This window comes from Curtobacterium sp. MMLR14_010 (assembly GCF_001865015.1).
GTDB lineage: Bacteria > Actinomycetota > Actinomycetes > Actinomycetales > Microbacteriaceae > Curtobacterium.
The window spans coordinates 120920-145773 of sequence record NZ_MJGV01000026.1 but is presented as its reverse complement, the minus strand read 5'-3'; the positions used below and the strand labels follow the sequence as shown (position 1 = coordinate 145773).

General features: G+C 71.2%; 25 protein-coding genes and 1 tRNA gene. 17 read left to right on the top strand and 9 right to left on the bottom strand.

Annotation, left to right across the window (positions count from 1 at the left end; translation table 11 throughout):
• Nucleotides 1-41: 41 nt before the first annotated feature.
• Nucleotides 42-581, bottom strand: coding sequence for an AAA family ATPase (locus BIU98_RS06425; protein ID WP_083393025.1), 540 nt, complete (start codon nucleotides 579-581; stop codon nucleotides 42-44).
• 82 nt (nucleotides 582-663) lie between these two features.
• The gene (gene phoU, locus BIU98_RS06420) at nucleotides 664-1335 is read right to left on the bottom strand and encodes a phosphate signaling complex protein PhoU (protein WP_071273441.1); all 672 of its coding nucleotides are present in this window, start codon (nucleotides 1333-1335) and stop codon (nucleotides 664-666) included.
• 157 nt (nucleotides 1336-1492) lie between these two features.
• On the opposite strand from phoU, the gene BIU98_RS06415 reads away from it, so the two are divergent.
• Nucleotides 1493-2659 (top strand): cell wall metabolism sensor histidine kinase WalK, encoded by a 1167-nt coding sequence (locus tag BIU98_RS06415; protein ID WP_071273438.1) that lies wholly within the window; start codon nucleotides 1493-1495, stop codon nucleotides 2657-2659.
• Complete coding sequence (locus BIU98_RS06410) at nucleotides 2656-3336, top strand: response regulator transcription factor (RefSeq protein ID WP_071273435.1); 681 nt, start codon at nucleotides 2656-2658, stop codon at nucleotides 3334-3336. Before BIU98_RS06415 ends, BIU98_RS06410 begins: the two co-directional genes overlap by 4 nt.
• A 98-nt stretch (nucleotides 3337-3434) precedes the next feature.
• On the opposite strand, the gene BIU98_RS06405 is transcribed toward BIU98_RS06410, so the two are convergent.
• Nucleotides 3435-4088: a hypothetical protein gene (locus BIU98_RS06405; RefSeq protein ID WP_071273433.1), complete on the bottom strand. Its 654-nt coding sequence runs from the start codon at nucleotides 4086-4088 to the stop codon at nucleotides 3435-3437.
• A gap of 163 nt (nucleotides 4089-4251) precedes the next feature.
• Between BIU98_RS06405 and BIU98_RS06400 the strand changes: the two genes are divergently transcribed.
• From BIU98_RS06400 to rlmB, 4 genes are all read left to right on the top strand, one after another.
• Nucleotides 4252-4734, top strand: a complete 483-nt coding sequence (locus tag BIU98_RS06400; RefSeq protein ID WP_017888066.1) for a CarD family transcriptional regulator — start codon at nucleotides 4252-4254, stop codon at nucleotides 4732-4734.
• Between the two features lie 23 nt (nucleotides 4735-4757).
• Nucleotides 4758-6029: a 2-C-methyl-D-erythritol 4-phosphate cytidylyltransferase gene (ispD, locus tag BIU98_RS06395; RefSeq protein ID WP_071273430.1), complete on the top strand. Its 1272-nt coding sequence runs from the start codon at nucleotides 4758-4760 to the stop codon at nucleotides 6027-6029.
• Nucleotides 6030-6061: 32 nt separating this feature from the next.
• Nucleotides 6062-7471, top strand: a complete 1410-nt coding sequence (cysS, locus tag BIU98_RS06390; protein ID WP_071273427.1) for a cysteine--tRNA ligase — start codon at nucleotides 6062-6064, stop codon at nucleotides 7469-7471.
• An 80-nt stretch (nucleotides 7472-7551) separates the two neighbouring features.
• Nucleotides 7552-8562 (top strand): 23S rRNA (guanosine(2251)-2'-O)-methyltransferase RlmB, encoded by a 1011-nt coding sequence (gene rlmB, locus BIU98_RS06385; RefSeq protein ID WP_071273424.1) that lies wholly within the window; start codon nucleotides 7552-7554, stop codon nucleotides 8560-8562.
• A 651-nt stretch (nucleotides 8563-9213) separates the two neighbouring features.
• On the opposite strand, the gene BIU98_RS06380 is transcribed toward rlmB, so the two are convergent.
• Nucleotides 9214-10524: a DUF4032 domain-containing protein gene (locus BIU98_RS06380; RefSeq protein WP_071273421.1), complete on the bottom strand. Its 1311-nt coding sequence runs from the start codon at nucleotides 10522-10524 to the stop codon at nucleotides 9214-9216.
• A gap of 136 nt (nucleotides 10525-10660) precedes the next feature.
• The gene (locus tag BIU98_RS06375; RefSeq protein WP_071273418.1) at nucleotides 10661-11761 is read right to left on the bottom strand and encodes an ABC transporter ATP-binding protein; all 1101 of its coding nucleotides are present in this window, start codon (nucleotides 11759-11761) and stop codon (nucleotides 10661-10663) included.
• Nucleotides 11762-12025: 264 nt separating this feature from the next.
• Here BIU98_RS06375 and BIU98_RS06370 point away from each other — a divergent pair, with 264 nt between their 5' ends.
• Nucleotides 12026-12976 (top strand): thioredoxin domain-containing protein, encoded by a 951-nt coding sequence (locus tag BIU98_RS06370; protein WP_071273415.1) that lies wholly within the window; start codon nucleotides 12026-12028, stop codon nucleotides 12974-12976.
• Between the two features lie 565 nt (nucleotides 12977-13541).
• Here BIU98_RS06370 and BIU98_RS06365 read toward each other — a convergent pair.
• Nucleotides 13542-14435, bottom strand: coding sequence for a neutral zinc metallopeptidase (locus BIU98_RS06365; RefSeq protein WP_071273412.1), 894 nt, complete (start codon nucleotides 14433-14435; stop codon nucleotides 13542-13544).
• Between the two features lie 114 nt (nucleotides 14436-14549).
• Here BIU98_RS06365 and BIU98_RS06360 point away from each other — a divergent pair, with 114 nt between their 5' ends.
• Together BIU98_RS06360 and BIU98_RS06355 are read left to right on the top strand one after the other, a co-directional pair.
• Nucleotides 14550-15695, top strand: coding sequence for a glycerol dehydrogenase (locus BIU98_RS06360; RefSeq protein WP_071273409.1), 1146 nt, complete (start codon nucleotides 14550-14552; stop codon nucleotides 15693-15695).
• 24 nt (nucleotides 15696-15719) lie between these two features.
• Nucleotides 15720-16661, top strand: a complete 942-nt coding sequence (locus BIU98_RS06355; protein ID WP_071273406.1) for a 2-deoxy-5-keto-D-gluconate 6-phosphate aldolase domain-containing protein — start codon at nucleotides 15720-15722, stop codon at nucleotides 16659-16661.
• Between the two features lie 56 nt (nucleotides 16662-16717).
• Here the strand turns inward: BIU98_RS06355 and BIU98_RS06350 are convergent, their stop codons facing one another.
• The gene (locus BIU98_RS06350; protein WP_071273403.1) at nucleotides 16718-17488 is read right to left on the bottom strand and encodes an NAD(P)H-hydrate epimerase; all 771 of its coding nucleotides are present in this window, start codon (nucleotides 17486-17488) and stop codon (nucleotides 16718-16720) included.
• Between the two features lie 33 nt (nucleotides 17489-17521).
• Here BIU98_RS06350 and BIU98_RS06345 point away from each other — a divergent pair, with 33 nt between their 5' ends.
• The 3 genes from BIU98_RS06345 to BIU98_RS06335 all read left to right on the top strand — a co-directional run bounded on the left by BIU98_RS06345 (nucleotide 17522) and on the right by BIU98_RS06335 (nucleotide 21069).
• Entirely contained in the window at nucleotides 17522-18307 is a 786-nt protein-coding gene (locus BIU98_RS06345) for an alpha/beta fold hydrolase (RefSeq protein WP_071273400.1), read from the top strand.
• Between the two features lie 54 nt (nucleotides 18308-18361).
• On the top strand, nucleotides 18362-19393 hold the full coding sequence (locus BIU98_RS06340) for an aldo/keto reductase (RefSeq protein ID WP_071273397.1): 1032 nt from the start codon (nucleotides 18362-18364) through the stop codon (nucleotides 19391-19393).
• Nucleotides 19394-19629: 236 nt separating this feature from the next.
• Nucleotides 19630-21069: a glycosyltransferase family 39 protein gene (locus BIU98_RS06335; RefSeq protein WP_071273394.1), complete on the top strand. Its 1440-nt coding sequence runs from the start codon at nucleotides 19630-19632 to the stop codon at nucleotides 21067-21069.
• 21 nt (nucleotides 21070-21090) lie between these two features.
• Here BIU98_RS06335 and BIU98_RS06330 read toward each other — a convergent pair.
• Together BIU98_RS06330 and msrB are read right to left on the bottom strand one after the other, a co-directional pair.
• Nucleotides 21091-21166, bottom strand: a tRNA-Thr gene (locus tag BIU98_RS06330).
• A gap of 36 nt (nucleotides 21167-21202) precedes the next feature.
• Nucleotides 21203-21607 (bottom strand): peptide-methionine (R)-S-oxide reductase MsrB, encoded by a 405-nt coding sequence (gene msrB, locus BIU98_RS06325; protein WP_071273391.1) that lies wholly within the window; start codon nucleotides 21605-21607, stop codon nucleotides 21203-21205.
• A gap of 55 nt (nucleotides 21608-21662) precedes the next feature.
• Here msrB and BIU98_RS06320 point away from each other — a divergent pair, with 55 nt between their 5' ends.
• The 5 genes from BIU98_RS06320 to BIU98_RS06300 all read left to right on the top strand — a co-directional run bounded on the left by BIU98_RS06320 (nucleotide 21663) and on the right by BIU98_RS06300 (nucleotide 24821).
• The gene (locus BIU98_RS06320) at nucleotides 21663-22136 is read left to right on the top strand and encodes a GNAT family N-acetyltransferase (RefSeq protein WP_071273388.1); all 474 of its coding nucleotides are present in this window, start codon (nucleotides 21663-21665) and stop codon (nucleotides 22134-22136) included.
• Nucleotides 22133-23227: a DUF2332 family protein gene (locus BIU98_RS06315; RefSeq protein WP_071273385.1), complete on the top strand. Its 1095-nt coding sequence runs from the start codon at nucleotides 22133-22135 to the stop codon at nucleotides 23225-23227. Before BIU98_RS06320 ends, BIU98_RS06315 begins: the two co-directional genes overlap by 4 nt.
• A 105-nt stretch (nucleotides 23228-23332) precedes the next feature.
• On the top strand, nucleotides 23333-23629 hold the full coding sequence (locus tag BIU98_RS06310) for a DUF3263 domain-containing protein (protein ID WP_254787807.1): 297 nt from the start codon (nucleotides 23333-23335) through the stop codon (nucleotides 23627-23629).
• A complete protein-coding gene (locus BIU98_RS06305; RefSeq protein ID WP_071273379.1) occupies nucleotides 23626-24261 on the top strand; it encodes a LytR C-terminal domain-containing protein in 636 nt (211 codons plus the stop codon). The genes BIU98_RS06310 and BIU98_RS06305 overlap by 4 nt, the downstream gene beginning before the upstream one ends.
• Nucleotides 24262-24617: 356 nt before the next feature.
• On the top strand, nucleotides 24618-24821 hold the full coding sequence (locus BIU98_RS06300) for a cold-shock protein (protein WP_056120541.1): 204 nt from the start codon (nucleotides 24618-24620) through the stop codon (nucleotides 24819-24821).
• Nucleotides 24822-24854: the final 33 nt, after the last annotated feature.

Genomic DNA, 24854 nt, shown 5'->3' with positions numbered 1-24854 from the left:
CGCCGGGGCCGGGGCCGGGGCGGACGCCGGAGTGCTGGCGCTCAGGCGAAGTGGTCGGCGATCTCCTGCACGAGCGCGCCGACGTCGTACGGCTTCGTGGTGTCGACGGTGACGACGGGGAGCAGTCCAGTCGGACCGGCGTCGGCGCCGTGCTCGTCCCAGAACGCCAGGACGTCCGTCAGGTCGCCGTGGACCTCGTGGCGCACGGGCGAACCGGGGTCGTACCGGTCGGCCAGCCGCTCCCTGGCGGTCTCCACGTCGACGTGACACCACACCTCGACAGCGCGCGGTGACCCTGCGGAGGCGAGCCCGGCCTCCAGGAAGGACCGGTCACGAGCACGAAGCCAGACGGCGTCGACGACGACCCCGTTCTCGACCGCCCCGGCCATCGCCCAGACGGTGTCCATCGCGATGCCGCCGAGTGGTCGTGAGTCGATCATCGGACCGACGATGTCCGCCAGCGGCTCCTTGACGCGGTCCTTCGAGAGGAACGGGCAGCCGAGCACCTCGGCGAGTGCTGCTCCGATGGTGGACTTGCCCGAGCCGGGCATGCCGTTGACGATGATCGCGACCTGGGCCATGCCGTCGATCCTCCCAGACCGGAGGTGGCCCGCGGACGCAGGAACGGCCGACCCCGTGGGGCCGGCCGTTCCTGCAGCTGACTCAGACCGTGGTGCTGGTGCTGGTGCTCGCGCCGGTCCAGTCGCCCGTCGCCAGGTACTGCACCTTCTTCGCGATCGACACGGCGTGGTCGGCGAAGCGCTCGTGGTAGCGGGACGCGAGGGTGGCGTCGACCGTGTCGACCGGGCCGCCCTTCCAGGCCTCGCCGAGCACGAAGTCGAAGACGCTCGCGTGCAGCTCGTCGACGGCGTCGTCCTCGTCGCGGATCTCCTCGGCGAGCTGGATGTCCTCGGTGGCGAGCAGACGCGTGAGCTTCTGGGCCATCGCGACGTCGTGCTGGCCCATCTTCTTGAAGGTGCCGCGCAGGCCCTTCGGCACGACCTTCTCGGGGAAGCGCTGACGAGCGAGCTGGGCGATGTGCTCGGCCATGTCGCCCATGCGCTCGAGCGACGAGCTGACCCGGAGGGCCGTGACGACCACGCGGAGGTCGCGGGCGACGGGGGCCTGGCGCGCCAGGATGTCGATGGCGACCTCGTCGAGGTTCTGCGCGGCCTCGTCGATCTTCGCGTCGTCGGCGATCACCTCTTCGGCGAGTGCGACGTCAGACTCGGTGAACGCCTCCGTGGCTCGGGTGATGGCGGACTCGACGAGTCCGGCGATCTCGGTCAGACGCTCTTGGACGTCCTGGAGCTCCTGCTGGAACACTTCGCGCATGGGGGAAGACCTCTCTGATGCGTACCGGTGGAGTGTCGTCAGCCCAGGTGAACGAACGGTGACCTGGGACTGAACGCTTCGCGATCCTGCGCGTGAAGGCCAGCGAACAGCGGTGAACGGTGTCGGAACCGTGCATGACCACTCCTACACTGACGGCATGGACAACGCGTGGCTCGTGCCACTGTCGATGCTCCTCGGCGGGGTGTTCGGCGCGGGAGTCGTCGGACTGATCATCACCGCCGAGCGCACGGCACGGGCAGCCGACGTCGCCGAGCGCACCCTGCCGGACGGTGTCGCGGCCGTCATCGCCACCATGCACAACCCGGCCGTGGTCGTCGACCCGTCGAACACGGTGGTCGCCGCCTCGCCGCAGGCACTCACCGTCGGCCTGGTCGTCCGCCGACGACTCGTGCACCGCGAACTCCTCGACCTGGTCGACCGCGTGCGCGCCAGCGGTGAGATGGGAGCAGAGGACATGGAGCTCCCGCGCGGCCGTCGTGGGGAGCTCGTCGGCTACCTCAGCTTCCGGGCCGCCCAGCTCGGGAACCGCTACGTGCTCGTGACCGCGGACGACCTGACCGAGTCCCGGCGCATCGACGAGGTCCGTCGTGACTTCGTCGCGAACATCTCGCACGAGCTGAAGACCCCCATCGGCGCGATCGGCCTGCTGTCGGAGACGCTCATCGCCGCCTCCGACGACCCGGTGCACGTGCGGAAGTTCGCGGGACAGCTCCTCACCGAGGCCGAGCGGCTCGGGGCCCTGACGAAGGACATCATCGAGCTGTCCCGGCTGCAGTCCGTCGACACGCTCGAGGCCAGCGAGGAGACCTCCATCGACAAGGTCGTGCAGGCGGCGATCGACGGCAACGAGGTCGTGGCCCGGGCCAGGGGCATCGAACTGGTCCGCGCGAAGAAGTCGAAGCTCCGGGTGATGGGCAGCCCGGCGCTCCTGCAGGTCGCGGTATCGAACCTCATCGCCAACGCCGTCAAGTACTCCCCGGACAACACCCGCGTCGGCGTCGGCGTCCGGAGCACCAAGGGGTTCGTCGAGATCGCGGTGACCGACCAGGGCGTCGGGATCCCCGAGGCGGACCTCGACCGGGTGTTCGAACGTTTCTACCGCGTCGACCCCGCACGATCGCGCGCCACCGGAGGCACCGGCCTCGGGCTCGCGATCGTGAAGCACGTCATCGGCAACCACGGCGGTGACGTGCGTGTGTGGTCGCAGCCCGGCAAGGGCTCGACCTTCACGATCCGCCTGCCCGAGGCGGACACCGAACTGACCTCAGCACTCGAAGAGCAACTGGAAGAGCAGCCATCGTGACCAAGATCCTCATCGTCGACGACGAGCCGGCCCTGAGCGAACCCCTGGAGTTCCTGCTCCAGCGCGAAGGGTACGAGACCGCCGTCGCCGCGGACGGCGTGACCGCGCTGTCGAAGTTCGACGCGGAGAACCCCGACCTCGTGCTCCTCGACCTCATGCTGCCGGGCCTGTCCGGCACCGAGGTCTGCCGACAGATCCGCACCAGGTCGAACGCGCCCATCATCATGCTGACCGCGAAGGACTCGGAGGTGGACATCGTCGTCGGGCTCGAGCTCGGTGCCGACGACTACGTGACGAAGCCGTACTCGACGCGGGAGCTCCTCGCGCGGATGCGGGCGGTCCTCCGTCGTCGCACCGAGGACGACCCCGCCGAGAGCGGGATCCTGCAGGTCGGCGGCATCCGGATGGACGTCGAACGCCACACGGTGTCGGTCGACGGCTCCGAGACCCCGATGCCCCTCAAGGAGTTCGAGCTCCTCGAGCTGCTGCTCCGCAACGCCGGTCGGGTGCTGACCCGCGGGCAGCTCATCGACCGCGTGTGGGGCTCCGACTACTTCGGCGACACGAAGACCCTCGACGTGCACATCAAGCGCATCCGCTCGAAGATCGAGCGGGTGCCGTCGGCCCCCGAGGTCCTGGTGACCGTCCGCGGTCTCGGGTACCGGATCGAGGCCTGAGCCAGAACGCACCGGAGGCCCGGTGCCGGTCCCTGGGACCGGCACCGGGCCTCCAGTGCGTTGCGTGACGAGCGCGGCGTGAGCCGGACTCGTCGGCGTCACTTGGTGCCGTTGTCGCCCTCGGACGAGTCGGTCTGCGAGTCGGTGGGCTGGGTGCCGGGGACGGCGGCTTCGCCGTCGGAGGTGGCACCGCTGTCGGACGGCGACGTCGACGTGGCCGACGGGGTGGAGCTGGGGCTCGGGCTGGGCGCGAGGGTCTGGTACTCCTCCTGCGCGCTGGTGAGCACGGGAACGCTCGCCGAGACGCCCTCGGTGCCGGGGGAGGAGAAGTAGACCTTCACGAGCGAGCCGGGCGTGGCCTTGGCACCGGAGAAGACGACCGCCTCCGCGTCGACGACCTGCGTGCCCTGGGTGTCCTCGCCGGTCTGGACGCTCGACTCGGCCTCGTCGGTGTCGGTGGACGACTGGGCGAGGTCGACGCGGCTGTTGGCCGGGACCTCGACGGTCTGGGTGTCGCCACCGAGCTCCATCGAGACGGTGATGTCCTTGGAGTCGCTGTTGTTGACGAGCGTGCCGACGAAGCGGGCGTCGTCACCGCTGTCCGAGATGAGCAGCGCGTTGCGGACATCGATCTTGCCCGCGGTGACGTTCACCCCGTCGGTGATCTGCTTGATCGTCTTGGTGTCCTGCGGCGTGAAGAACGCGCAGCCGGTGGCCCCGATCGCGATGGTTGCCGCAACGGCGACGGACACGAGTACCCGAGCTCGCAAGAGATTCCTCCGAAGATCACGATGCGTCGGCCGATCGGCCCGACGCCGGTCCATCCTACCGGGGAGCCGCAGTGCTCGCCGTTCGGTGCCTCTTACCCGAGAACCCCTTGTGGTAAACTGTGCGTTGCGGAACGGAGCTTGATACATGCAATTCGAGGTCGGCGAGACCGTCGTCTATCCCCATCACGGGGCGGCAACCATCTCTGAAGTCAAGACGCGAGTCATCAAGGGCGAGGAAAAGGTCTACCTGAAACTGCGTGTCACGCAGGGTGACCTGACGATCGAGGTGCCGGCAGACAATGTCGACCTGGTCGGCGTCCGCGATGTGATCGGCAAGGAAGGCCTCGACAAGGTCTTCGAAGTGCTGCGTGCACCGTTCACGGAAGAGCCCACCAACTGGTCTCGCCGCTACAAGGCGAACCTCGAGAAGCTCGCTTCCGGTGACGTCATCAAGGTGTCAGAGGTCGTTCGTGACCTGTGGCGCCGCGACCAGGACCGCGGTCTCTCGGCGGGTGAGAAGCGGATGCTCGCCAAGGCTCGTCAGATCCTGATCTCCGAGCTCGCGCTCGCAGAGAAGACCGACGAGGACAAGGCATCGACCGTCCTCGACGAGGTCCTCGCGTCCTGACGACGCGGTGACCTGACGTCCCAGTGACACAGCACGCCACGACGACCGCCCGGACTGATGCAGTCCGGGCGGTCGTCGTCGTTGCGGCGGGGTCCGGCACCCGGCTCGGCCTCGGCACGGCGAAGGCGTTCGTGCCCGTCGCCGGGCGGGTGATGCTGGCGCGGGCACTCGAGCCGCTCTTCACGCTCGCCGAGCCGGTGTTCGTGGTCGTCGTCGCGCCTGACGCCCTGCTGGAGCAGTGCCGTGACGTCGTCGCGGCGACCGCGGGCGTGGCCGTCGGGTACACCGCGGTCGTCGCGGGCGGGGACGACCGGCACGCCTCCGTGCAGGCCGGACTCGCCGCGCTGCCGCCCTCGGTCGAGACCGTGCTCGTGCACGACGCAGCCCGCTGCCTGACGCCCGCGTCGCAGTTCCAGGCCGTGTTCGACGCCGTGCAACAGCACGGGTGCGGGATCGTCCCGGCGCTGCCGGTCACGGACACCGTCAAGCGGGTCGAGGACGACGTCGTGGTCGAGACCGTCGACCGCTCGTCGCTGGTCGGGGTGCAGACACCGCAGGGCTTCCCGTTGTCCGAGCTGCGGGCGGCCTACGCGACGTCGACGCAGTCCGAGACCGACGACGCCGGGGTGTTCCAGGCCTCCGGCGGCACGGTGCGGTTCGTCGCCGGGGACGCGGACGCGTTCAAGATCACGACGGCGTGGGACCTGCGGCGGGCGGAGGCGGTCGTCGCTGGCTCTGCTGGTGCTTCGTCCGTGGCTGGTTCTCCGTCTGGTTCTTCGTCTGGTCCTGGTTCGTCGTCTGGTTCTGGCTCGTCCTCCGCCGCGGCTGACGTCCGTGTCGGGCTCGGCATGGACGTGCACGCGTTCGACGCCGCTGCGCCCTGCCGCGTCGGTCTGCTCGACTTCCCGGGGGAGCCTGGCCTGGCCGGCCACAGTGACGGCGACGCGGTCGCGCACGCGGTGTGCGACGCGCTGCTCTCCGCCGGCGGGCTCGGCGACATCGGCAGTCGGTTCGGCACGTCCGACCCGGCGTACGCGGGCGCGACCGGCGACGTCTTCGTCCGCGGTGCCGTGCAGGCGTTGGCGTCCGTGGGCCTGCGCCCCGAGCGCGTCACCGTGCAGGTCATCGGGAACCGCCCGCGCATCGGTGCCCGCCGCGACGAGATGCAGGACGCGCTCGCAGCGGTCGTCGGCGCCCCCGTCGCGGTGTCCGGCACGACGACGGATGGCCTCGGGTTCGCCGGTCGGGGCGAGGGGCTGGCCGCGATCGCGACCGCAGTCGTCCACAGGGCCTGAAACGCCACCGCGCTGCCGATTAGGGTTGTGCCGTGACCGTTCGCCTCTACGACTCCCGTGCCGCAGACGTCGTCGACCTCGTCCCCCTCGTCGACGGACAGGTCAGCATGTACGTCTGCGGTCCGACGGTGCAGTCGTCGCCGCACGTCGGACACCTGCGTTCCGCCTTGGTCTACGACATCTGGCGCCGCTGGCTGACGCACCGCGGGTACCGCGTGACGCTCGTCCGCAACGTCACGGACATCGACGACAAGGTGCTCGACCTGGCCGCCGGCACCGACGAGCCCTGGTGGGCGCGGGCGTACCGCGTCGAGCTCGAGTTCAGCGCCGGGTACGCCGCGCTCGGCATCCTCCCGCCGACGTACGAACCACGAGCCACCGCCAGCATCCCGGAGATGCAGGACATCATCGCGCGGCTCATCAAGCGCGGCCACGCCTACCCAGCGGCCGACGACTCCGGCGACGTCTACTTCGACACCGGCAGTTGGGCGTCCTACGGCGACCTGACCCGGCAGCGCCGCGAGGACATGGTCGACGCCACCGACGCCGACCCCCGCGGCAAGCGCGACGCCCGGGACTTCGCCCTGTGGAAGGGTGCCAAGGCCGGCGAGCCCGCCACCGCGTCGTGGGACTCCCCGTGGGGCGCCGGCCGTCCCGGGTGGCACATCGAGTGCTCCGCGATGTCGCGGCGCTACCTCGGGCCGGCGTTCGACATCCACGGCGGCGGCCTCGACCTGCGCTTCCCGCACCACGAGAACGAGCTCGCGCAGTCGACTGCCGCCGGTGACCCGTTCGCGTCGTACTGGCTGCACAACGGACTCGTGTCGGTCGGCGGGCAGAAGATGTCGAAGTCGCTCGGCAACTCGGTCTTCGCCGCCGACCTGCTCGCCTCCGCGCCCGCCGTCGTCGTGCGGTACGCCCTCGGTGCCGCCCACTACCGCTCCACGATCGACCACAGCGACGGCTCCCTCGCCGAGGCCGAGGCCGCGCTCGACCGCATCGCCGGGTTCCTCGACCGGGCAGCGACGCGCCTCGAGGGCGTCACGCTCCGGGACGCCCCCGGGGTCCCCGAGGCCTTCGCCGACGCGATGGACGACGACCTCGCAGTGCCCCAGGCCCTGGCCGTCCTGCACGAGACCGTCCGCGCCGGGAATGCCGCGCTCGACACCGACGATGCAGATGCGCTCGGGACCGCGTACCATCAGGTGGCTGCGATGGTGGAGGTGCTCGGCATCGACCCGCGAGCGTCTCACTGGTCCGGCGCCGGTCAGGACACCTCTGCCGCACCGCTCGCCGCCCTCGTCGAACGTCTCGTGCAGGAGCGTTCGGATGCCAGGGCAGCGCGGGACTTCGCCACGGCCGACCGCGTGCGCGACGACCTCGCCGCTGCGGGCATCACGATCGAGGACACGTCGTCCGGAACACGTTGGAGCATCGCCTAGCGACGCACCGCCGCCACGAGCGGCACCGAAGTCGCTAGCGCGGCACCGAAGTCGCTCAGGCGGCGCTGAAGGAGCAGACCATGAAGAACGTCTCGGGGAACAAGAAGGGGCGACCCGGTGCCGTGCGCTCCGGGCGCAAGGGCAACAAGCAGGTCGGTTCCGGCGGTCAGGGCGCCCAGGCACTCGAGGGCCGCAAGCCGACGCCCAAGGCCGAGGACCGCCCGTACCACCCCGCCGGCAAGCGGAAGGCCGCGAAGGACCGCTTCGAAGCCGCCCGTGGCCGTCACGGCGCGTCCAGCACGCCGCAGGGTCGCACCGGCCGTCCGCCGCAGCGCAAGACCGACGACTCCGAGCTGGTCACCGGCCGCAACTCGGTGCTCGAGGCCCTGCGCACCAAGACCCCGTCGACGACGCTCTACGTCGCCGCCCGCATCGAGGTCGACGACCGCGTCAAGGAGATCCTGACGCTCGCCAACCACCGCGGCGTGCCGATCATGGAGATCATGCGTCCGGAGCTCGACCGCATCACGGGGCACGACAGCGTGCACCAGGGCGTCGCGCTCAAGGTCCCCGCGTACGAGTACGCCGTCGCCGAGGACATCGTCGAGCGCGCGTTCTCCCGCGACCAGGTCCCGCTGCTCGTCGCCCTCGACGGCATCACCGACCCGCGCAACCTCGGCGCGATCATCCGGTCCACCGCTGCCTTCGGCGGCCACGGTGTCGTCGTCCCGCAGCGTCGGTCGGTCGGCGTGACCGCGTCGGCGTGGAAGACCTCCGCCGGTGCCGCTGCCCGCACCCCGGTCGCGATGGCACCGAACCTGACGCAGACCCTGAAGTCGCTGAAGTCGATGGGGCTCTTCGTGCTCGGTCTGGACGGCGACGGGGACGTGGAGCTCGACGCCCTGCAGCTCGCCGACCGCCCGATCGTCATCGTCGTCGGGTCCGAGGGCAAGGGCCTGTCGCGCCTGGTCACCGAGACCTGCGACGCGATCGTCTCCATCCCGATCTCGTCCGCCACGGAGTCGCTCAACGCCGGCATCGCCGCGAGCGTCACCCTGTGGGAGGTCGCCCGCCGCCGTCGCCACGGCTAGGCCGCGCACCACCTCCGTCAGATCGCACTTCGTGTCGCCAACCCGTTCGGGGAGGCGATGCGGAGTGCGATCTCACGTTGGGGGTGGGGTCGGGTGGGGGTGGGCCGAGCGGTCGCGACTCCCCGTCGGCGTTCCGCCGAGCGGCCGGGGATCGTCGCTGCGCGGGGCCCCGGCCGACGACGCGCGACCGCTCGGCGGACGTGAGCGGGGCGTCGTGACCGGTCGCGGCCAGGTACCGGGGTGGACGCGACCGTCTGGAGGCCCGGTGCCAGTCCACGGGACCGGCACCGGGCCTCCAGTCGGTCGCCGTCACCCCGCAGGCCGAGCGGTCAGGACTCCCCGTCGGCGTTCCGCCGACCGGCCGCGGATCGTCGCTGCGCGACTCCCCGGCCGACGACGCGTGACCGCTCGGCAGACGTGAGCGGGGCGTCATGACCGGTCGACGACGCGTGACCGCTCGGCGGACGTGAGCGGGGCGTCGTGACCGGTCGACGTCGACGACGCGTGACCGCTCACGGCGTTCGTCGACCGGTGAAGTCGCACTTGGTGTCGCCAGACCGGCCGGGGAGGCGACACGGAGTGCGACCCGACCGACCGTCCGTCGCCGCGGGTCGTCGCTGCGCGACGCCCCGGCCGACCAAGCGTGACCGGTCAGACGGTGGCGCGCCAGTCCTCGGCCTCGTCGTCCTCGTCAACGTCACCGTCGGCGTCCACGAGCGGGATCGGCACGGTGATGGACGACGTCGGCGGGTTGATCAGCAGGCGCTCGTCGCGGCGGTGCCGGAGCACGTCGTTGATGTACGCGGTCGTGGCCTCGGGCAGGGAGACGGACCGCTCCTCTTGTTGGGACATGAACCAGCGGTGCTCGAGCAGCTCGTGGAAGACCTCGGCGGGCTCGAGTCGACCGCGGAGGTCGCGCGGGATCGCCCGGACGACGGGCTCGAACACGCGCGAGACCCACTCGTGCGCGACCATCTCCTCGTCGAGCTCCCCGCGGCCGTTGCGTGCCCGGTAGGAGTCGAGGTCGTTGAGCAGGCGTCGGGCCTGGTTCTCGCCGGCGTCGAGCCCGGTGAGGCGGAGCAAGCGTCGCTGGTGGTGGCCCGCGTCGACGACCTTCGGCTGGATGCGCACCTGGTCACCGCCGGCGGCCGTGTTGATCGAGAGCTCCTCGATGTCGAACCCGAGGGCGTTGAGGCGTTCGACGCGGTCGTTGATGCGCCACCGCTCCTTGGCGTCGAACTGCTCGGTGCCGGTGAGCTCCTTCCAGAGCGTCCGGTACTGCGCGACGATGCGGTTCGAGACGTCGACCGCGTCGGCGTTCTCGTCGAGCCGGCCGCCGGCCTCGAGGTCGAGGAGCTCGCCGGCGATGTTGACGCGTGCGACCTCGAGGTCGTTCTCGCGCTGCCCGTTCGACAGGCCACCCGGGTAGAGCTTGCCAGTCTCCGCGTCGACGAGGTAGGCGGCGAACGAGCCCGCGTCGCGGCGGAACAGGGTGTTCGACAGGGAGACGTCGCCCCAGTAGAAGCCGATGATGTGCAGACGGACCAGCAGCAGCGCGAGGGCGTCGACGAGTCGGGTCGCGGTCTCCGGCCGGAGCGTCTGCGAGTACAGCGCACGGTAGGGGAGCGAGAAGCGCAGGTGCCGGGTGACGAGCGCGGGGTGCAGGGGCTCGCCGTCCGCGCTGACCCGGTTCGTGATGACGGCGACGGGGTCCACGCACGGCACGTCCATGCGCTGCAGGGTGCGGAGCATCTCGTACTCGGAGCGGGCGATCTCCTCGCCGGTCTCCTTCACCGCGACGACGTACCCGCTGAGGTGCACGAAGCGGACCAGGTGCCGTGAGATGCCCTTCGGCAGCGCGACGATCGTGTCGTCGGGCCAGGTGTCGAGCGGCAGGTCCCACGGCAGGTCGAGGAGTCCTGGGTCGACGGTGGCTGCGGTGATGGACAACGAGTCGGGCACGGTGGGTCCTTCGGGTGCTCGGAGGGGAGGCACGGTGCGCGTCAAAAGGGTCTGCGTGCGTCCCGGGGACGGAACGACGGGAGCCCGCCACCCGCCCTTGTGAGGCGGGCGCGGGCTCCCGGGGTGGTGCTGTGGATCAGGCGCTGACGACGGCCTTGTCGTCGAGGCGGTCGCCCGACTCGGAGTCGAACATGTGGACGTGGCCCTGCTTCGGGCTGATGACGATCGTGTCGCCGATCGACGGGTGGTTGCGGCCGTCGACGCGGGTGACGATGTCGGTGCGCGTGCCGTTGACGTCAGCGTGACCGTAGAGGTAGCCGTCGGCGCCGAGCTCTTCGATGACGTCGACCGTGACCGGGAGGCCTTCGCCACCGTGCGAGACGACGACGTCTTCGGGACGGACACCCACGGTGATCTGCTTCGAGCGCGCGTTGCCGAGCGTGTCGCGGTCGACCGGGTGGTTGAGCGAACCGAAGCTGATGCCGCCTTCGAGCACGTTGGCGGGGAGCAGGTTCATCGCGGGCGAACCGATGAAGCCGGCGACGAAGACGTTGTTCGGCTTCTCGTAGAGGTCACGCGGGGTGCCGACCTGCTGCAGGATGCCGTCCTTGAGCACCGCGATGCGGTCGCCCATGGTCAGTGCCTCGGTCTGGTCGTGCGTGACGTAGACCGTCGTGACGCCGAGACGACGCTGCAGCGAGGCGATCTGGGTACGCGTCTGGACGCGGAGCTTGGCGTCGAGGTTCGACAGCGGCTCGTCCATGAGGAACACCTGCGGCTGACGGACGATCGCACGGCCCATCGCGACGCGCTGACGCTGACCACCGGAGAGCGCCTTCGGCTTGCGGCCGAGGTACTGCTCGAGGTCGAGGAGCTTGGCGGCCTCCTGCACGCGGGTGGCGCGCTCTTCCTTGCCGATGCCGGCGATCTTGAGCGCGAAGCCCATGTTCTCCGCGACGGTCATGTGGGGGTACAGCGCGTAGTTCTGGAAGACCATCGCGATGTCGCGGTCCTTCGGCGGGACGTCCGTGACGTCGCGGTCGCCGATGCGGATCGCGCCGGAGTTCACTTCCTCGAGACCCGCGAGCATGCGGAGCGAGGTGGACTTGCCACAGCCCGAGGGGCCGACGAGGACGAGGAACTCGCCGTCGGCGACGTCCAGGTCGAGGGAGTCCACCGCGGGGCGGTTGCCTCCGGGGTACAGACGGGTTGCCTTGTCATAGGTGACGGACGCCATGAGCGTTCGGTCCTTTCTCCACCGGCAGGTACGTGCCGGACGATCCGAGTGAAGCGGTACGCCCGTGAGGGCCCCGGATGGTCGTCGTCGACCATCGCGCTCATACAAGCACGAGTTCAGACCCCCGCGCCACCCTTTCGGGGCGCACCGGCACACTCCCAGGGCTGATTGGGTGGTTCCCAGAGCACGCCACTACGATCGACGGGTCTGTCCGCCGTGCGGGGGTGTGCGCGTGCGGACCCCGATCAGGAGGAACCTCTCGTCATGACGAACCGCCCCGAGGGTGCTGCCCGCGCCGAGCGGAACCAGCGCCGAGCAGCCGCCCGGGAACGAGCGGCGAAGGCCCGTCTCCAGCAGAAGCGACGCCAGCGCGGACTCCGTCTCGGGCTGCAGGTCGGCCTCGGCGTCGTGTTACTCGCTGCGGCGACGGTCGTGACGCTCGTGCTCGTCGACTCCACCAAGCCGGCCGGCCCCGGCCCGTCGTCCATGCCCCAGGGCGGGATCACCATCAGCCAGGGCATGACGCCGGAGTCAGGGGCCGCCGGTTCGACGGCGTCCTCGTCGCCCAGCGGGTCGGCCAGTGCATCGGCGGGGGCGGAGCCCGTCCGCATCACCATGTACGTCGACTACCTCTGCCCGTTCTGCGGCCAGTTCGAGAAGGCGAACAGCGACTACATCGAGGGCCTGGTCGAGTCGGGCGTCGCGACGGTCGACATCCACCCGATCGCCATCCTCGCCAACCGGTCGCAGGGCACGAAGTACTCGCTCCGCGCCGCAAACGCTGCCGCGTGCGTCGCGCAGTCGTCACCAGACCAGTTCTTCGCCGTCAACCGTGCGCTCTTCGCCGCCCAGCCGGAGGAGAACACCCCCGGGCTCACCGACGCGCAGCTCAAGAAGGTCGTCGGTGGGGTCGCCGGCATCTCGGCAAAGTCGACGATCGCGTCGTGCATCGACGACCAGCGCTACGGCAAGTGGGTCGACGAGCGCACCACCGCCGTGTCGGGTGGCGACATCCCCGGGTCCTCGTTGAAGGACTTCCCGGGTACGCCGCTCGTGCTCGTGAACGGGCAGCAGTACGAGTACTCGCAGCCGTTCACGAACGAGGAGTTCCGCACCTTCGTGATCACCGTCGCCGGTTCCGGCGAGCAGACGCCGACGCCGACTCCGACTCCGACTCCCACGTCGACGCCGTCGGCTTCCGCTTCGGCTTCCTGACCGGTCACGACACCCCGTCGGGCGCTCGTCGATCGGTCACGGGCCGTCGCTGCGCGCCGGTCCGGCCGACGGCTGTTGACCGCTCGGCGGACGTGAGCGGGGAGTCCGGACCGCTCGGCGGTGCGGTGAGCCGTCCGCGGCATGGACGCGTCTGCCTGGTACCGCGGCGTGCGGTGGGCACGACCGCCTGGTGACGCCGCGTGCGGTGGGCACGTCTGCCTGGTACCGCCGGCGTGCGGTGGACGCGACCGCCTGGTGACGCCGCGTGCGGTGCGCGCGTCTGCCTGGTGGCGCCGCGTGCGGTGGACGCGACCGCCTGGAGGCCCGGTGCCGGTCTGGCGGACGGGTGGCGGGCCTCCAGGCGGTTCCGTCCAGTGCCCCGCCGAGCGGTCACGACACCCCGTCAGGTGGGCGCCGAGTGGCCACCAACCGTCGCTGCGCGCCGACCCGGCCGACGGTCTGCGACCGGTCGGCGGACCTGAGCGGGGTGTTGCGACCGGTGACGCCACGACGAGTGGCGACCGGTCGGCGGACGTGAGCGGGGTGTTGCGACCGGCGAGCCCGGCTACAGGGACGAGCCGGGGATGCTCAGCGTGTCGCAGGTCACCGCGCCCTGCTCGTAGCCGCGCTCGAACCAGCGCTGCCGCTGCTCGCTCGACCCGTGCGTGAAGGAGTCCGGGTCGACGTGGCCGCTCGAGCGCTCCTGGATGCTGTCGTCGCCCACGGCGCTGGCGGCGGAGAGCGCGTCGGAGATCTGCGCTCGGGTGAAGGGCTCGAAGAAGGTCTCCCCGTTCGCGGACTTCGTCGTCGCGGCGTCGCCCACCCAGGCGCCGGCGTAGCAGTCGGCCTGCAGCTCGACCCGGACGCTGCCCGAGGAGGCCCCGGTGCCGCTGCGGTCGGTGTCGGCGAAGGTGCCCTGGAGCTGCTGCACGTGGTGGCCCCACTCGTGTGCGACGACGTACATCTGGGCGAGCGGGCCGCCCGAGGAGCCGTACGTCGCCTGCAGATCGTCGTAGAACGCGGTGTCGAGGTAGATCGCGCGGTCCGGCGGGCAGTAGAACGGGCCGGTCGACGCCGAGGCCGTGCCGCACGCGGTGTCCGTCGACCCGTCGAACAGGGAGAAGTCCGGGGTCGTGTAGGCGATGCCGAGCTGCCGGCTCTCGGTCGTCCAGTAGGCGTCGAGGGACTCGGCGGCACCCTCCATGCGGCAGTCGACGCTCGCGTTGGCATCACGCCCGGTGCGGCACTCGGTGACGGGTTCTGCCGTCGTGCCGCCGCCCTGGATCTGCGTCAGGCCGCCGCCGCCCCCGGTGACCCCGCTGAGGTCGAAGCCGGTGAACTGTGCGATGAGGAAGACGAGGATCGCGACGCCGACCCCGCCGCCGGCCACTGCCGTCGTCGTCCGGCCGCGGCGCTTGACCTTGCCGCCCTGCAGCTGCGAGTCGTCGTTGAACGTCATGCTGACGAATGTACGGATCACCGGGCGTTGTGGTGCGCCGCGTACCGTCGGCGGTGTCGGGAGCAGCCGACACCTGTCGCACAACGACAGGTCCCTGCGACGGAAGGAACAGCCATGGCCACCCCCATCACCACCGTGATGAGCCCCGCCCGCTACGTGCAGGGACGCGGCGCGATCACCCGCGTCGGCGAGTTCGTCGCCCCGATCGGCTCCCGTCCGCTCATCGTCGCCGACGACGTCGTGTGGGGCATCGTCGAGGCCGCGGTCACCGAGAGCTTCCAGGCCGCCGGCCTCCCGGTCGAGCGCGTCGGCTTCGGCCGGTTCGCGACTCCCGGCGCCGTGGACGAGCTGGTCGAGCGCATCCGTGCCACCGAGTCGGACGTCATCGTGGGCCTCGGCGGCGGGTCGGCGATCGACGCGGCCAAGGCCTCTGGACACCTCGCCGGCATCCGCTGGGCGAGCGTCCCGACGGCGGCCTCGACCGACGCCCCGACCTCGGCGCTCGCGGTGATCTACTCCGAGGAGGGCGAGTTCATCGAGTACCGCTTCTTCCCGCACAACCCGGACCTCGTGCTCATCGACACGCAGCTCGTCGCGAACGCCCCGGTCCAGTTCCTCGTCGCCGGGATCGGTGACGCCCTGGCCACCTGGGTCGAGGCCCGGGCCGCCAAGCGCGCGAACGCCGACACCATGGCGGGCGGACGGCAGACCGAGACGGGCGTCGCCCTCGCGCAGCTGTCCTGGGACCTGCTGCACGACAACGCCCTGCAGGCGATCGAGGCCGTGAAGGCGAAGGTCGTCACGCCCGCGCTCGAGAAGGTCGTCGAGGCGAACACCCTGCTGTCCGGCCTCGGCTTCGAGTCCGGCGGGCTGGCGGCCGCGCACGCGATCCACAACGGTCTGACCGCCGCCCCGCAGGCGCACGGCCTGGCCCACGGACAGAAGGTCAACATCGGGACGCTCGCGCAGCTCGTGATGGAGGGCGCTCCCGCCGCGGAGATCGAGGACTTCGTCGTCTTCACGACCCGGGTCGGCCTGCCGAACACGCTCACCGAGATCGGGCTGACGGTCGACGACACCGACGTGCTCCGCGAGGTCGCCGACGCCGCCACCGTGGAGAGCGAGACCATCCACAACATGCCGTTCCCGGTCACCCCGGAGCTCGTCGTCGATGCCCTCGTCGCGATCGAGGGGCTCAGCCGGAGCATCCGCGCCGCGCACGGGCTGCCCGAGCCCGAGCGGTACGTCGCGAAGCACTGACGGAACGGGGAGTAGGACGGGACCATGCCGAAGCTCGATGAACGTCACCCCCTGTTCCTGCTCGCGATGGACCAGCGCTCGTCGCTGCTCGAGCACACCTACGACGAGTCCAGCGGTGAGCCGGCCGACGAGGCCGAGGCCGCACGGGTCCGCGCGGGCAAGCAGCTCGTCTACCGCGGGGTCCTGACGGCACTCGCCGCCGGGGCGTCCCGCGAGCGGACGGGCGTCCTCGTCGACGAGCTCTACGGGGCCGACGTCGCCCGTCTGGTCAAGGAGGCCGGGCTGCAGCTCGCGATGCCGATCGAGCGGTCAGGGCGGGAGTGGTTCGAGCTCGAGTACGGCGACGACTGGATGGCGCACGTCGACTCCTTCGACCCGGACTGGGTGAAGGTGCTCGTCCGCGACAACCCGGCGTACGAGGCTGACAAGCGCGCGCAGCAGGCCGCGGACCTCGCCGAGGTGGCCACCGCGCTGCGCGACGCCGGCCGCCCGTTCCTCGTCGAACTGCTCGTCCCCGGCACCGACGAGCAGCAGGCATCGGTGGAGGACTACGACCGCGACCTCCGCCCGGACCTCGTCGTGCAGGTGCTCGAGTACCTGCAGGACCACGGGGTCGAGGCCGACGTGTGGAAGCTCGAGGGCCTCGACCGCACCGAGGACGCCGAGCGCGTCGTCGCCACCGCCCGCCGCGACGGCCGGGACTCGGTGCAGTGCATCGTCCTCGGCCGCGACGCCCCCGAGGAGCAGCTCGACCACTGGCTGCGCACCGCGGCACCGGTCGACGGCTTCGTCGGGTTCGCGATCGGCCGGAGCAACTGGGAGGAGCCGCTCGAGGACGTGGTCCGCGAGGGCCTCGACACCGAGGCGGCGGAGGGCCTCATCGCGGCCAACTACCGCCACTTCGTCGACACCTGGCTCGAAGCCCGCGGTGACGTCGAGGACGGGGTGGACGCCGGCGGCATCTGACCCGCGGGCAGGCCTGGCGACGAGTCCGTCGGGAGGCCTGGCGACGAGGCCGTCGGTCAGGTCCGGATGAGCGGTTCCATGCCCGCGAGGTCGGCCGCGATCCCCACGTCGACGAGCTCGATCCGTCCGGCGAGGGTCGCGGCCGGCCCGCGCAGCAGCCCGGCCTTCACGCCGCCGAACGTCACCGTGACGTCGGCGTGCAGGACGTGGTCGTCCGCGATGCCGCCGGCGTCGACGTCGATGCCGCTCGGCACGTCCACCGCGACGACGAACGGCGCCCGCTGGTCGCGTGCGAGTTCCCGGATGGCGTGCACGCACTCCCGCGCGGGGGAGCGGAGCGCGGACGGTCCGGACACCCCGATGCCGAGGATCGCGTCGAGCACCAGGTCGGCGCGGAGCGCCGCCTCGGTCGTGACCGCCGCCAGACGGTCGGCATCCGTCGGCACCGCAGCCCGCAGGATGTCCGAGGCACCGGCACCGGAGGCGCCCGTCTCGGGTCCGGATGGCTCGCCCAGGAGGCTGCACCCGGCCTCCAGGGCGGCAGCCAGCCCCGCCTCGTGCACCCGACTGCCGACCCGGACCACCTCGACGGTCCGGCCGGCGGCCGCGAGCCGCGCGCCGGCGAAGAGGGCGTCGCCGCCGTTGTCGCCGCTGCCGACGAGGAGCAGGACCGTGCCGGGTCCGTCGCCGGGCCGTTCGGCCGGGTCGTCGAGCAGTGCGCCGACGATGGTGGCCAAGCCGTCGGCCGCCCGCTGCATGAGCGGTTCCCCCGCGTCGAGGTGAGGCCGCTCGGCCGCCCGGATCTGATCGCCGCCGTAGCCGTCCATGCGGTCCACAGTGCCCGGATACCCTGGGAAGCCATGTCACTCGTCCCCGCCGCTCCCCGACCCCGCGCCGTGATGTCGCCGGACGGTCGATCGATCGCCACGTACGACTTCGGCGACCAGGACGCGCCCGTCGTCGTGGCCGTGCACGGGTTCGCCTCCGGGGCCGTGCTGAACTGGCACGCGTCCGGGTGGACCCGCGACCTCGTCCGGGCCGGGTACCGCGTCGTCGCGCTCGACCAGCGCGGGCACGGGGCGTCGTCGAAGCCGCACGAGCCGAGCGCCTACTCGATGGACCTGCTCGTGGCGGACGTCATCGCGGTGATCGACACGTACCTGCTCGACGACGTCGCCTTCCTCGGCTACTCGCTCGGCGCCCGCGTCGGCTGGCACACCGCCGAACGCCTGCCCGACCGGATCAGCCGAGCCGTCTTCGGCGGCATCCCGGACGCCGACCCGATGCGGCGCGTGCGGGTCGACCAGGCACGGGCGTTCATCACCGACGGCACCCCGGTCGAGGACCGCGTGACGAACGGCTACCTCACGATGGCGGCCGGCGTCGAGGGCAACGACCTCGGGGCCCTCGTGGCGATGGTCGAGGGCATGCGGAACAGCATCGAACCGACGCCGGCGAACGCCCCCGCGCAGCCGATCCTGATGGCGGCGGGCAGCGAGGACGGCATCCGGGACAGCGCCGTGCGCCTGGCTGAGGCCGCGCCGAACGCCTCGTTCTTCGAGATCCCGGGGCGCAACCACTTCAATGCCCCGACGTCGCGGCCGTTCCGCGAGGCGGCGATCGCGTTCCTCGGACAGGGGCTGTGACGGGTACTGCCAGGCCCTCTCGACTGCCGGGCACCCGGGCGTAGCGTCCGCGCCATGGAATTCAGAACCCTCGGGAACAGCGGGACAGCGGTGTCCACCCTGACCCTCGGCACCATGACCTTCGGCAGCGAAGCCGACGAAGCCACCTCACACGCCATCCTCGACGCGTTCGTCGCGGCCGGCGGCACCCTGGTCGACACGGCGGACGTGTACTCCGGCAACGAGTCGGAGCGCATCATCGGGCGCTGGCTGTCGTCGCACCCGACCGAGGCCGCGCAGGTGGTCCTCGCCACGAAGGGCCGGTTCCCCCAGGGCGACGGTCCGAACGACCTCGGGCTCTCGCGCCGCCACCTCCGCCTGGCACTCGACGCCTCGCTGGACCGGCTCGGCGTCGAGCACATCGACCTCTACCAGATGCACGCGTGGGACGCCCTGACCCCGATCGAGGAGACCCTGCGCTTCCTCGACGACGCCGTCTCCGCGGGCAAGATCGGCTCCTACGGGTTCTCGAACTACCTCGGGTACCAGGTCACGAAGGCCGTCTACGAAGCGAAGGCCCACCACTTCGCGCCGCCCGTGACGCTGCAGCCGCAGTACAACCTGCTGGTCCGCGACATCGAGCACGAGGTCGTGCCCGCCTGCCTCGACGCCGGCATCGGCCTGCTGCCGTGGTCCCCGCTCGCCGGCGGCTGGCTGTCCGGCAAGTACCAGCGCGACGAGGCCCCGACCGGTGCGACCCGCCTCGGCGAGAACCCCGAGCGCGGCATGGAGGCCTGGCAGGCCCGGAACTCCGACGAGCGCACGTGGGAGGTGCTCGACGTCCTCTCCAGGGTGGCGGACGCGCACGAGGCCTCGCGCTCGCAGGTCGCCCTCGCCTGGCTGCTCGCCCGTCCGGCCGTGACGAGCGTCATCCTCGGCGTCCGCACGCTCGACCAGCTCGCCGACAACCTCGGCGCTGCCGACCTGGTGCTCGATGACGCGGAGCTCCAGGCGCTCACGGACGCCAGCGCACCGCGCATCGACGACTACCCGTACGGCACCGCCGGTGTCGCACAGCGCGAGCGGAAGATCGCCGGCGGACGCTGACCCGCCACCGCCGATCCCGCAGTCGACGCTGGACGCCGGCTGCGGGATCGGTGCGGGAAGCCGCGAGGTCGCCTCGGACGTCTTCACAAGCCCCTCGGTGCAGTGTCATCATCCTGGTACGGCCGGCTGGTTACCGCGCCGAGCGCCGGAACGCCCCCTGATCCGTGTTCCACCTGCGCCGAAGGCCCGAGCGACATGTCGCTCGGGCCTTCGCTTCGCTCCCGTAGGATCTCGGAGTGCAGACCCGCGACCTCCAGGGCCCCTTCCAGCGGGCCTGGGTCCGTGGTACCGCGCTCGTGCTCCTCGCGATCGCCACCGCCTACCAGTGCTTCTGGCGGATCAGCGCGGAGAACGTCGGCGGCGACGAGGCCACCTACGTCAAGGCGGGCCTGGCCTACGTGCACGGGGCGTTCGACCAGAACCGTGAGCACCCGCCGACCGCGAAGTACCTCTTCGGCCTGGCCCAGCTCGTGTTCGGCGAGGGAGCCACCGCCCCACGAGTCCTCGTCGGCGTGCTGGTCGTGCTCGGCGCGGGCGTCCTGTTCCTCTGGCTGCGCACGGAGATCGGCTTCTGGGCCGGCTACGGCGCCGCGGCCCTCTGGACGCTGACCCCACGCGGTGGCGCCGGTGCGCGCATCGACCGCGTCGCGCTGCTCGACCCGGTGATGGTCTTCTTCGCGCTCGCCGCGCTGTTCGCGGTCTGGATGTGGGTGCGGACCGACCGCTCCTGGTGGCTGCCGCTGTCCGCGGTGCTGATGGCGGCGTCGGTCACGTCGAAGGCATCGACGCTCGTGCTCCTGCCGGCGTTCCTGCTCGCCCCCGTGCTGTTCGGCCGGTGGCGGGCACTCGTGGTGGGCGGGGCGGTCTGGCTCGCGGTGTTCGTGGTCACCGTGGTCGCGCTGTACGCGCCGATGGGCATCCGGTCCGCGGTCACGTACATGCTCGAGTTCCAGGAGGGGCAGAACCGCAACGGCCACCTGGCGCAGATCGACGGGCGGACGTACCAGTTCGCACCGTGGTGGGCGAACGCCTGGTACCTCGAGCACGGCGTCGGCGCACCCGTGCTCGTCGTCCTCGGCATCGGGGTGCTGCTCGCGGTGGTCCTGCGACCGGGACGCCTCGTGGTGTTCGTCGCGGTGCCGCTCGTGCTGCTCGCGGTGTTCTACACGGTGGCCGCGAAGATCGCCCTGCCGACGTACTACTCGGCGTGGATGCCGTTCATCGTGCTGCTCGCCGCCATCGGCTTCGCGCGACTCGCCGCCCTCCCGCCGCGGCGACTCACGGCGGCTGCGGCGTCGCTCCTCGTCGTCGCGGCCGTGGTCGGCAGCGCACCGCTGGCGAAGACCGTCTGGGAGACCCGGTCGACCGGCGTCGCACGACTGCTGCCGCTGCTCCGGCACGAAGGCGTTGGCAGCGGGCGGATCTTCTTCGGGGCGATCACGCCGAGCGACTACGACCAGTACGTCGGGTCGCGGGGCGTGCGGGACGTGGTCGATGCCCCGTTCGTGGCGATCGTCGTGGGGACGGACCGGCGTTTCCCGCTGCCGCCCGAGGTGCAGTCCCTGCTCGAGACGCAGCGGTCCTCGTTCGAGCGGGTGCGACTCGACCGGGTCGTCGTGTGGATCCCCGACGGCGAGGTCGTGCGCGACGGAACAGGACTCGCCATCCGGAAGTGAGGCCGGAGTGGCGAACAGATCTGGGGCCAGCAGCGGGACTTGAACCCGCAACCCCCGTATTACAAGTACGGTGCGCTACCAATTGCGCCATGCTGGCTGACGCCCTCATCGTACCAACGAGGGCGTCGGGGGCTCACTCGCTCTTCGCGGAGAAGTTCAGCGACAGCGAGTTCATGCAGTACCGGTCACCGGTGGGGGTGCCGAAGCCGTCCGGGAACACGTGCCCGAGGTGCGAGCCGCAGTTCGCGCAGCGGACCTCGGTGCGGGCCATGCCGAGCGAGCGGTCCTCGATGAGCGTGACCGCCTCGGGGTCCACCGACTCGTAGAACGACGGCCAGCCGCAGCCGGAGTCGAACTTCGTGCCGCTCTTGAACAGCTCCGCGTTGCACGCCGCACAGGTGTAGATGCCGGCGCGTTCCTCGTCCAGGAGCTCACCGGTCCAGGGGCGCTCCGTGCCGGCCTGCCGCAGGACGGCGTACTGCTCGGGGGAGAGCTCCGCGCGCCACTCGGCGTCTGTCTTCTCGACGTTGTGTGCCATGGGTTCCTCCTGCTTTCCAGCCGTGGATGTCGGCCTCTTCGGTAAACTCGCCGCGATGTCCAGACATTCCGTGCACCGCACCCGCTGGGACCGCCTGACGACGGACGAACTGTACGGCATCGTCCGGTTGCGGAATCGGGTGTTCGCGTTGGAACAACACGTCTCGGCCGAGGACTTCGACGGCCGCGACCGCGAGCCCGACACCGAGCACTGGTGGTTCGGAACCGAGGCCGATGCGGTCGGGTACCTCCGCCTGATCCGTCCCGCTGCGGACGAGGAACACCCAGTGGACGCGGCAGCCCCGGCGTGGGTGGTCGGCCGCGTCGCCACCCACCCCGACCACCGCGGCGCCGGCATCGCGAGCGGGCTCGTCGCTGCCGTCCTGACCGAGCACGGCCACGACCCGGTCGTCCTGCACGCCCAGGAGTACGTCGCCGGGCTCTACGAACGCCACGGGTTCGTCCGCTTCGGGGCGCCGTACGTCGAGGCCGGTATCACCCACGTCGGCATGTACCGCCCCGGCGCATGAGCACCTCGCCGCCGTCGACGCGGGAGCGCTACGGCGCCTACGCCGACCGGGTCGCGGACGTCTCGCCGACGTACGCCGCCTGGGCCCGGTCGCTCGACGACGACCTCGTCGCGCTCCTCGACGCGGTGCCGCCGACGCAGCGGCAGCCCGAGCTGGTCTTCGCGGTCGCACGCGGCCTGGGTGCGGACCCATCGGACCCGGCCGCGCTCCGCGCACTCGGACGGGAGGCCCGCCCCGCCCTGGTCGCGGCCCTCACCTCCGCCACGGTGCAGGCCAACGACCCGCGGCGGCTCGGTCCGCTGGTGCCGGTGTTCGCGGCACTCGCCGCTGCCGCTGCGCGGCCGATCGGCCTGGTCGACGTCGGTGCCGCGGCGAGCCTGTGCTCGTTCCCGGACCGGGTGACGCTCGACCTCCGTGTGCACGACGCCGACGGCGATGACGATCGCGCCCTCGTGCGGTCGTCGCGCCCCGACACACGGGGGCGCGACGGGCACAGCGGGGCGCGATCCGAGCTCGTGCGGATGCACACCGCGCCCGCGGAACCGTCGCTCCGGCTGACCGCGGACGCGTGGGGAACGGTGCCGGCGCCGTCGACCGCTGCCATCCGCATCGGCGGGCGGGTGGCCCTCGACCCGCACCCCGTCGACCTGCGGGTCCCCGGGGCCTTCGACCGGCTGGTGCAGGCCGTCCCGCCCGAGGCGACGGACCGGGTCGCTCTGATGCGCGAGGCGGCGCGCGTGACGCTGGACGAGCCTCCCGTCCGGATCACCGGCCGCGTGCCGGACGACCTGGACCGCGCCCTGGACGCGCTGCCCGCGGACTGCGAGCCCGTCGTGCTGACCGCGGGCACCCTCGTCTACGTGCAGGGTGCGGACCGGCAGCGGTTCGTCGACCGCGTGGCGGAGTGGGGCGTGCACTGGATCGCGCTCGAACGCACCGGGGTCCTGGCGGGGGTGGCCTCGACGCTGCCCGACGGGACCGACCCTGCGGACCCGGCGTCCTTCGCGACGGTGTCCCTCGACGGCGTGGCCCTGGCGGTCTGCGACGCGTTCGGCACCGCGAGCCGGTGGTTCCGCGATCCCTCACGGTGACCGTCCTGAAGGTGGATCCACGACAGTCCAGCGCCATGCCAGGGTGACCATCCGCCACACCCCTACGATGTGCGAGACCCGTTGCCCGAATGTGATCGGACCGTCGTGACCACCATCCCCGCGGACGAGCTCAGTGAGCTCGCGAAGCACGTGCTCGCCTTCGAGCACGACCGCGCGCGGCACGACCGGACGAAAGAGGCGGAGATCCGGGTCGAGTTCGACATGTCGCCGGCCCGCTACTACCAGGTGCTCAACCGGGTGATCGACACCCCGGCGGCGCTCGCGTACGACCCGCAGCTCGTCGGTCGACTCCAGCGTCTGCGGCGATCGCGGACGAGTGCGCGCGCTGCCCGCAGCTTCGTCGCCCCCGTCGACGCCCACCGAACCGAAGAGGAACGATGACGAGATTCCCCCATGACCGCTTCGACGACGTGACCGACGGGCCGCGTGTCGGAGCGCACCGTGGCGTGCACCGTCGTGGTCGCGGCTGGATCGCGTTCGCCTGGGCCGCGCTCGCGACCGGCGTGCTCGTCGGCATCGGGGTGCTGGTGCTCGCGCTGCTGAACGGCAGCTACGCGTTCCCCGGCGGTGGCAGCAGCTCGTCCCCGTCGGCGTCCGCTTCGTCCTCCGCGTCCGCATCGGCTTCCCCGTCCGCGGGCGGGTCGGGCGGGTCGGGCGGTTCCGGCGGTTCCGGCGCGGACGGCGGTGCCGGTTCGGGTGAAGCGTCGTCGCCCGCGGCCGCTGCGCCGACGGACCAGGGCGCGACGACGCTCGTCGTGCTGAACGGGACGACCACGACCGGGCTCGCCGCGAACGCGTCGACGAAGCTGACGACCGCCGGGTGGACGGTCACGTCGACCGGGGACGCCGGCACGACGGGGTCCACCGCGACGATCGTGTACTACCAGCAGGCATCGCAGGCGGCGCTCGCGCAGGGCATCGCGACGTCGCTCGGGGTGACGGCCGTGCAGCAGTCGGCGGCGTTCCCGAACGCGGACATCAGCGTCGTGCTCGGGGCGGACTACGCCGGCTGAGCCGGGTGCTCCGGCCCGGCTGGTCTGGTCGGTGCGGCCCGACTTGTCGGGCCGGTTCGGCCCGGCTTGTCGGGGCGGGTTCCGGTGATTGATCCGCATTCCGCGGGGTCCATGTGACGGCGGTGTTTCCGGCACGTTGAGTTCATGAGGAATCAGCGCGGAATGTGCGCGACAGGCCTTGTCCGATCACCGTTCCTGATTAGAGTCACAAGTGGTCACCGGAGTGCTCGGAATGACGTCCCGCTTCGGTACGGACGCCAGGAACACCCGGGTGAGGCGTGCACGCACTCGGACCCGCGGCATCACCCGAACGATGCCGTTGATCGCTACAGCTGTACCGCAGGGAGCAACAGATCATGGCCAACGGAACCGTCAAGTGGTTCAACGCTGAAAAGGGCTTCGGCTTCATCACCGTCGATGGAGGGGGCCAGGACGTGTTCGTCCACTACTCGGCCATCGACATGAACGGCTACAAGGTCCTCGAGGAGGGTCAGGCAGTGACGTTCGACGTCGGCACGGGGTCCAAGGGCCCGCAGGCCGAGTCGGTGCGCCCGGCCTAGTCAGCGAACCACCGCGAACGCGCCGTCCCCGTC

Excerpts from the sequence above, each read along its gene's own strand:
- BIU98_RS06425 (WP_083393025.1), bottom strand. The coding sequence starts at position 581 with ATGGCCCAGGTCGCGATCATCGTCAACGGCATGCCCGGCTCGGGCAAG.
- phoU (WP_071273441.1), bottom strand. The coding sequence starts at position 1,335 with ATGCGCGAAGTGTTCCAGCAGGAGCTCCAGGACGTCCAAGAGCGTCTG.
- BIU98_RS06415 (WP_071273438.1), top strand. The coding sequence starts at position 1,493 with ATGGACAACGCGTGGCTCGTGCCACTGTCGATGCTCCTCGGCGGGGTG.
- BIU98_RS06400 (WP_017888066.1), top strand. The coding sequence starts at position 4,252 with ATGCAATTCGAGGTCGGCGAGACCGTCGTCTATCCCCATCACGGGGCG.
- rlmB (WP_071273424.1), top strand. The coding sequence starts at position 7,552 with ATGAAGAACGTCTCGGGGAACAAGAAGGGGCGACCCGGTGCCGTGCGC.
- BIU98_RS06375 (WP_071273418.1), bottom strand. The coding sequence starts at position 11,761 with ATGGCGTCCGTCACCTATGACAAGGCAACCCGTCTGTACCCCGGAGGC.
- BIU98_RS06370 (WP_071273415.1), top strand. The coding sequence starts at position 12,026 with ATGACGAACCGCCCCGAGGGTGCTGCCCGCGCCGAGCGGAACCAGCGC.
- BIU98_RS06365 (WP_071273412.1), bottom strand. The coding sequence starts at position 14,435 with ATGACGTTCAACGACGACTCGCAGCTGCAGGGCGGCAAGGTCAAGCGC.
- BIU98_RS06360 (WP_071273409.1), top strand. The coding sequence starts at position 14,550 with ATGGCCACCCCCATCACCACCGTGATGAGCCCCGCCCGCTACGTGCAG.
- BIU98_RS06355 (WP_071273406.1), top strand. The coding sequence starts at position 15,720 with ATGCCGAAGCTCGATGAACGTCACCCCCTGTTCCTGCTCGCGATGGAC.
- BIU98_RS06350 (WP_071273403.1), bottom strand. The coding sequence starts at position 17,488 with ATGGACGGCTACGGCGGCGATCAGATCCGGGCGGCCGAGCGGCCTCAC.
- BIU98_RS06345 (WP_071273400.1), top strand. The coding sequence starts at position 17,522 with ATGTCACTCGTCCCCGCCGCTCCCCGACCCCGCGCCGTGATGTCGCCG.
- BIU98_RS06340 (WP_071273397.1), top strand. The coding sequence starts at position 18,362 with ATGGAATTCAGAACCCTCGGGAACAGCGGGACAGCGGTGTCCACCCTG.
- msrB (WP_071273391.1), bottom strand. The coding sequence starts at position 21,607 with ATGGCACACAACGTCGAGAAGACAGACGCCGAGTGGCGCGCGGAGCTC.
- BIU98_RS06320 (WP_071273388.1), top strand. The coding sequence starts at position 21,663 with ATGTCCAGACATTCCGTGCACCGCACCCGCTGGGACCGCCTGACGACG.
- BIU98_RS06315 (WP_071273385.1), top strand. The coding sequence starts at position 22,133 with ATGAGCACCTCGCCGCCGTCGACGCGGGAGCGCTACGGCGCCTACGCC.
- BIU98_RS06305 (WP_071273379.1), top strand. The coding sequence starts at position 23,626 with ATGACGAGATTCCCCCATGACCGCTTCGACGACGTGACCGACGGGCCG.
- BIU98_RS06300 (WP_056120541.1), top strand. The coding sequence starts at position 24,618 with ATGGCCAACGGAACCGTCAAGTGGTTCAACGCTGAAAAGGGCTTCGGC.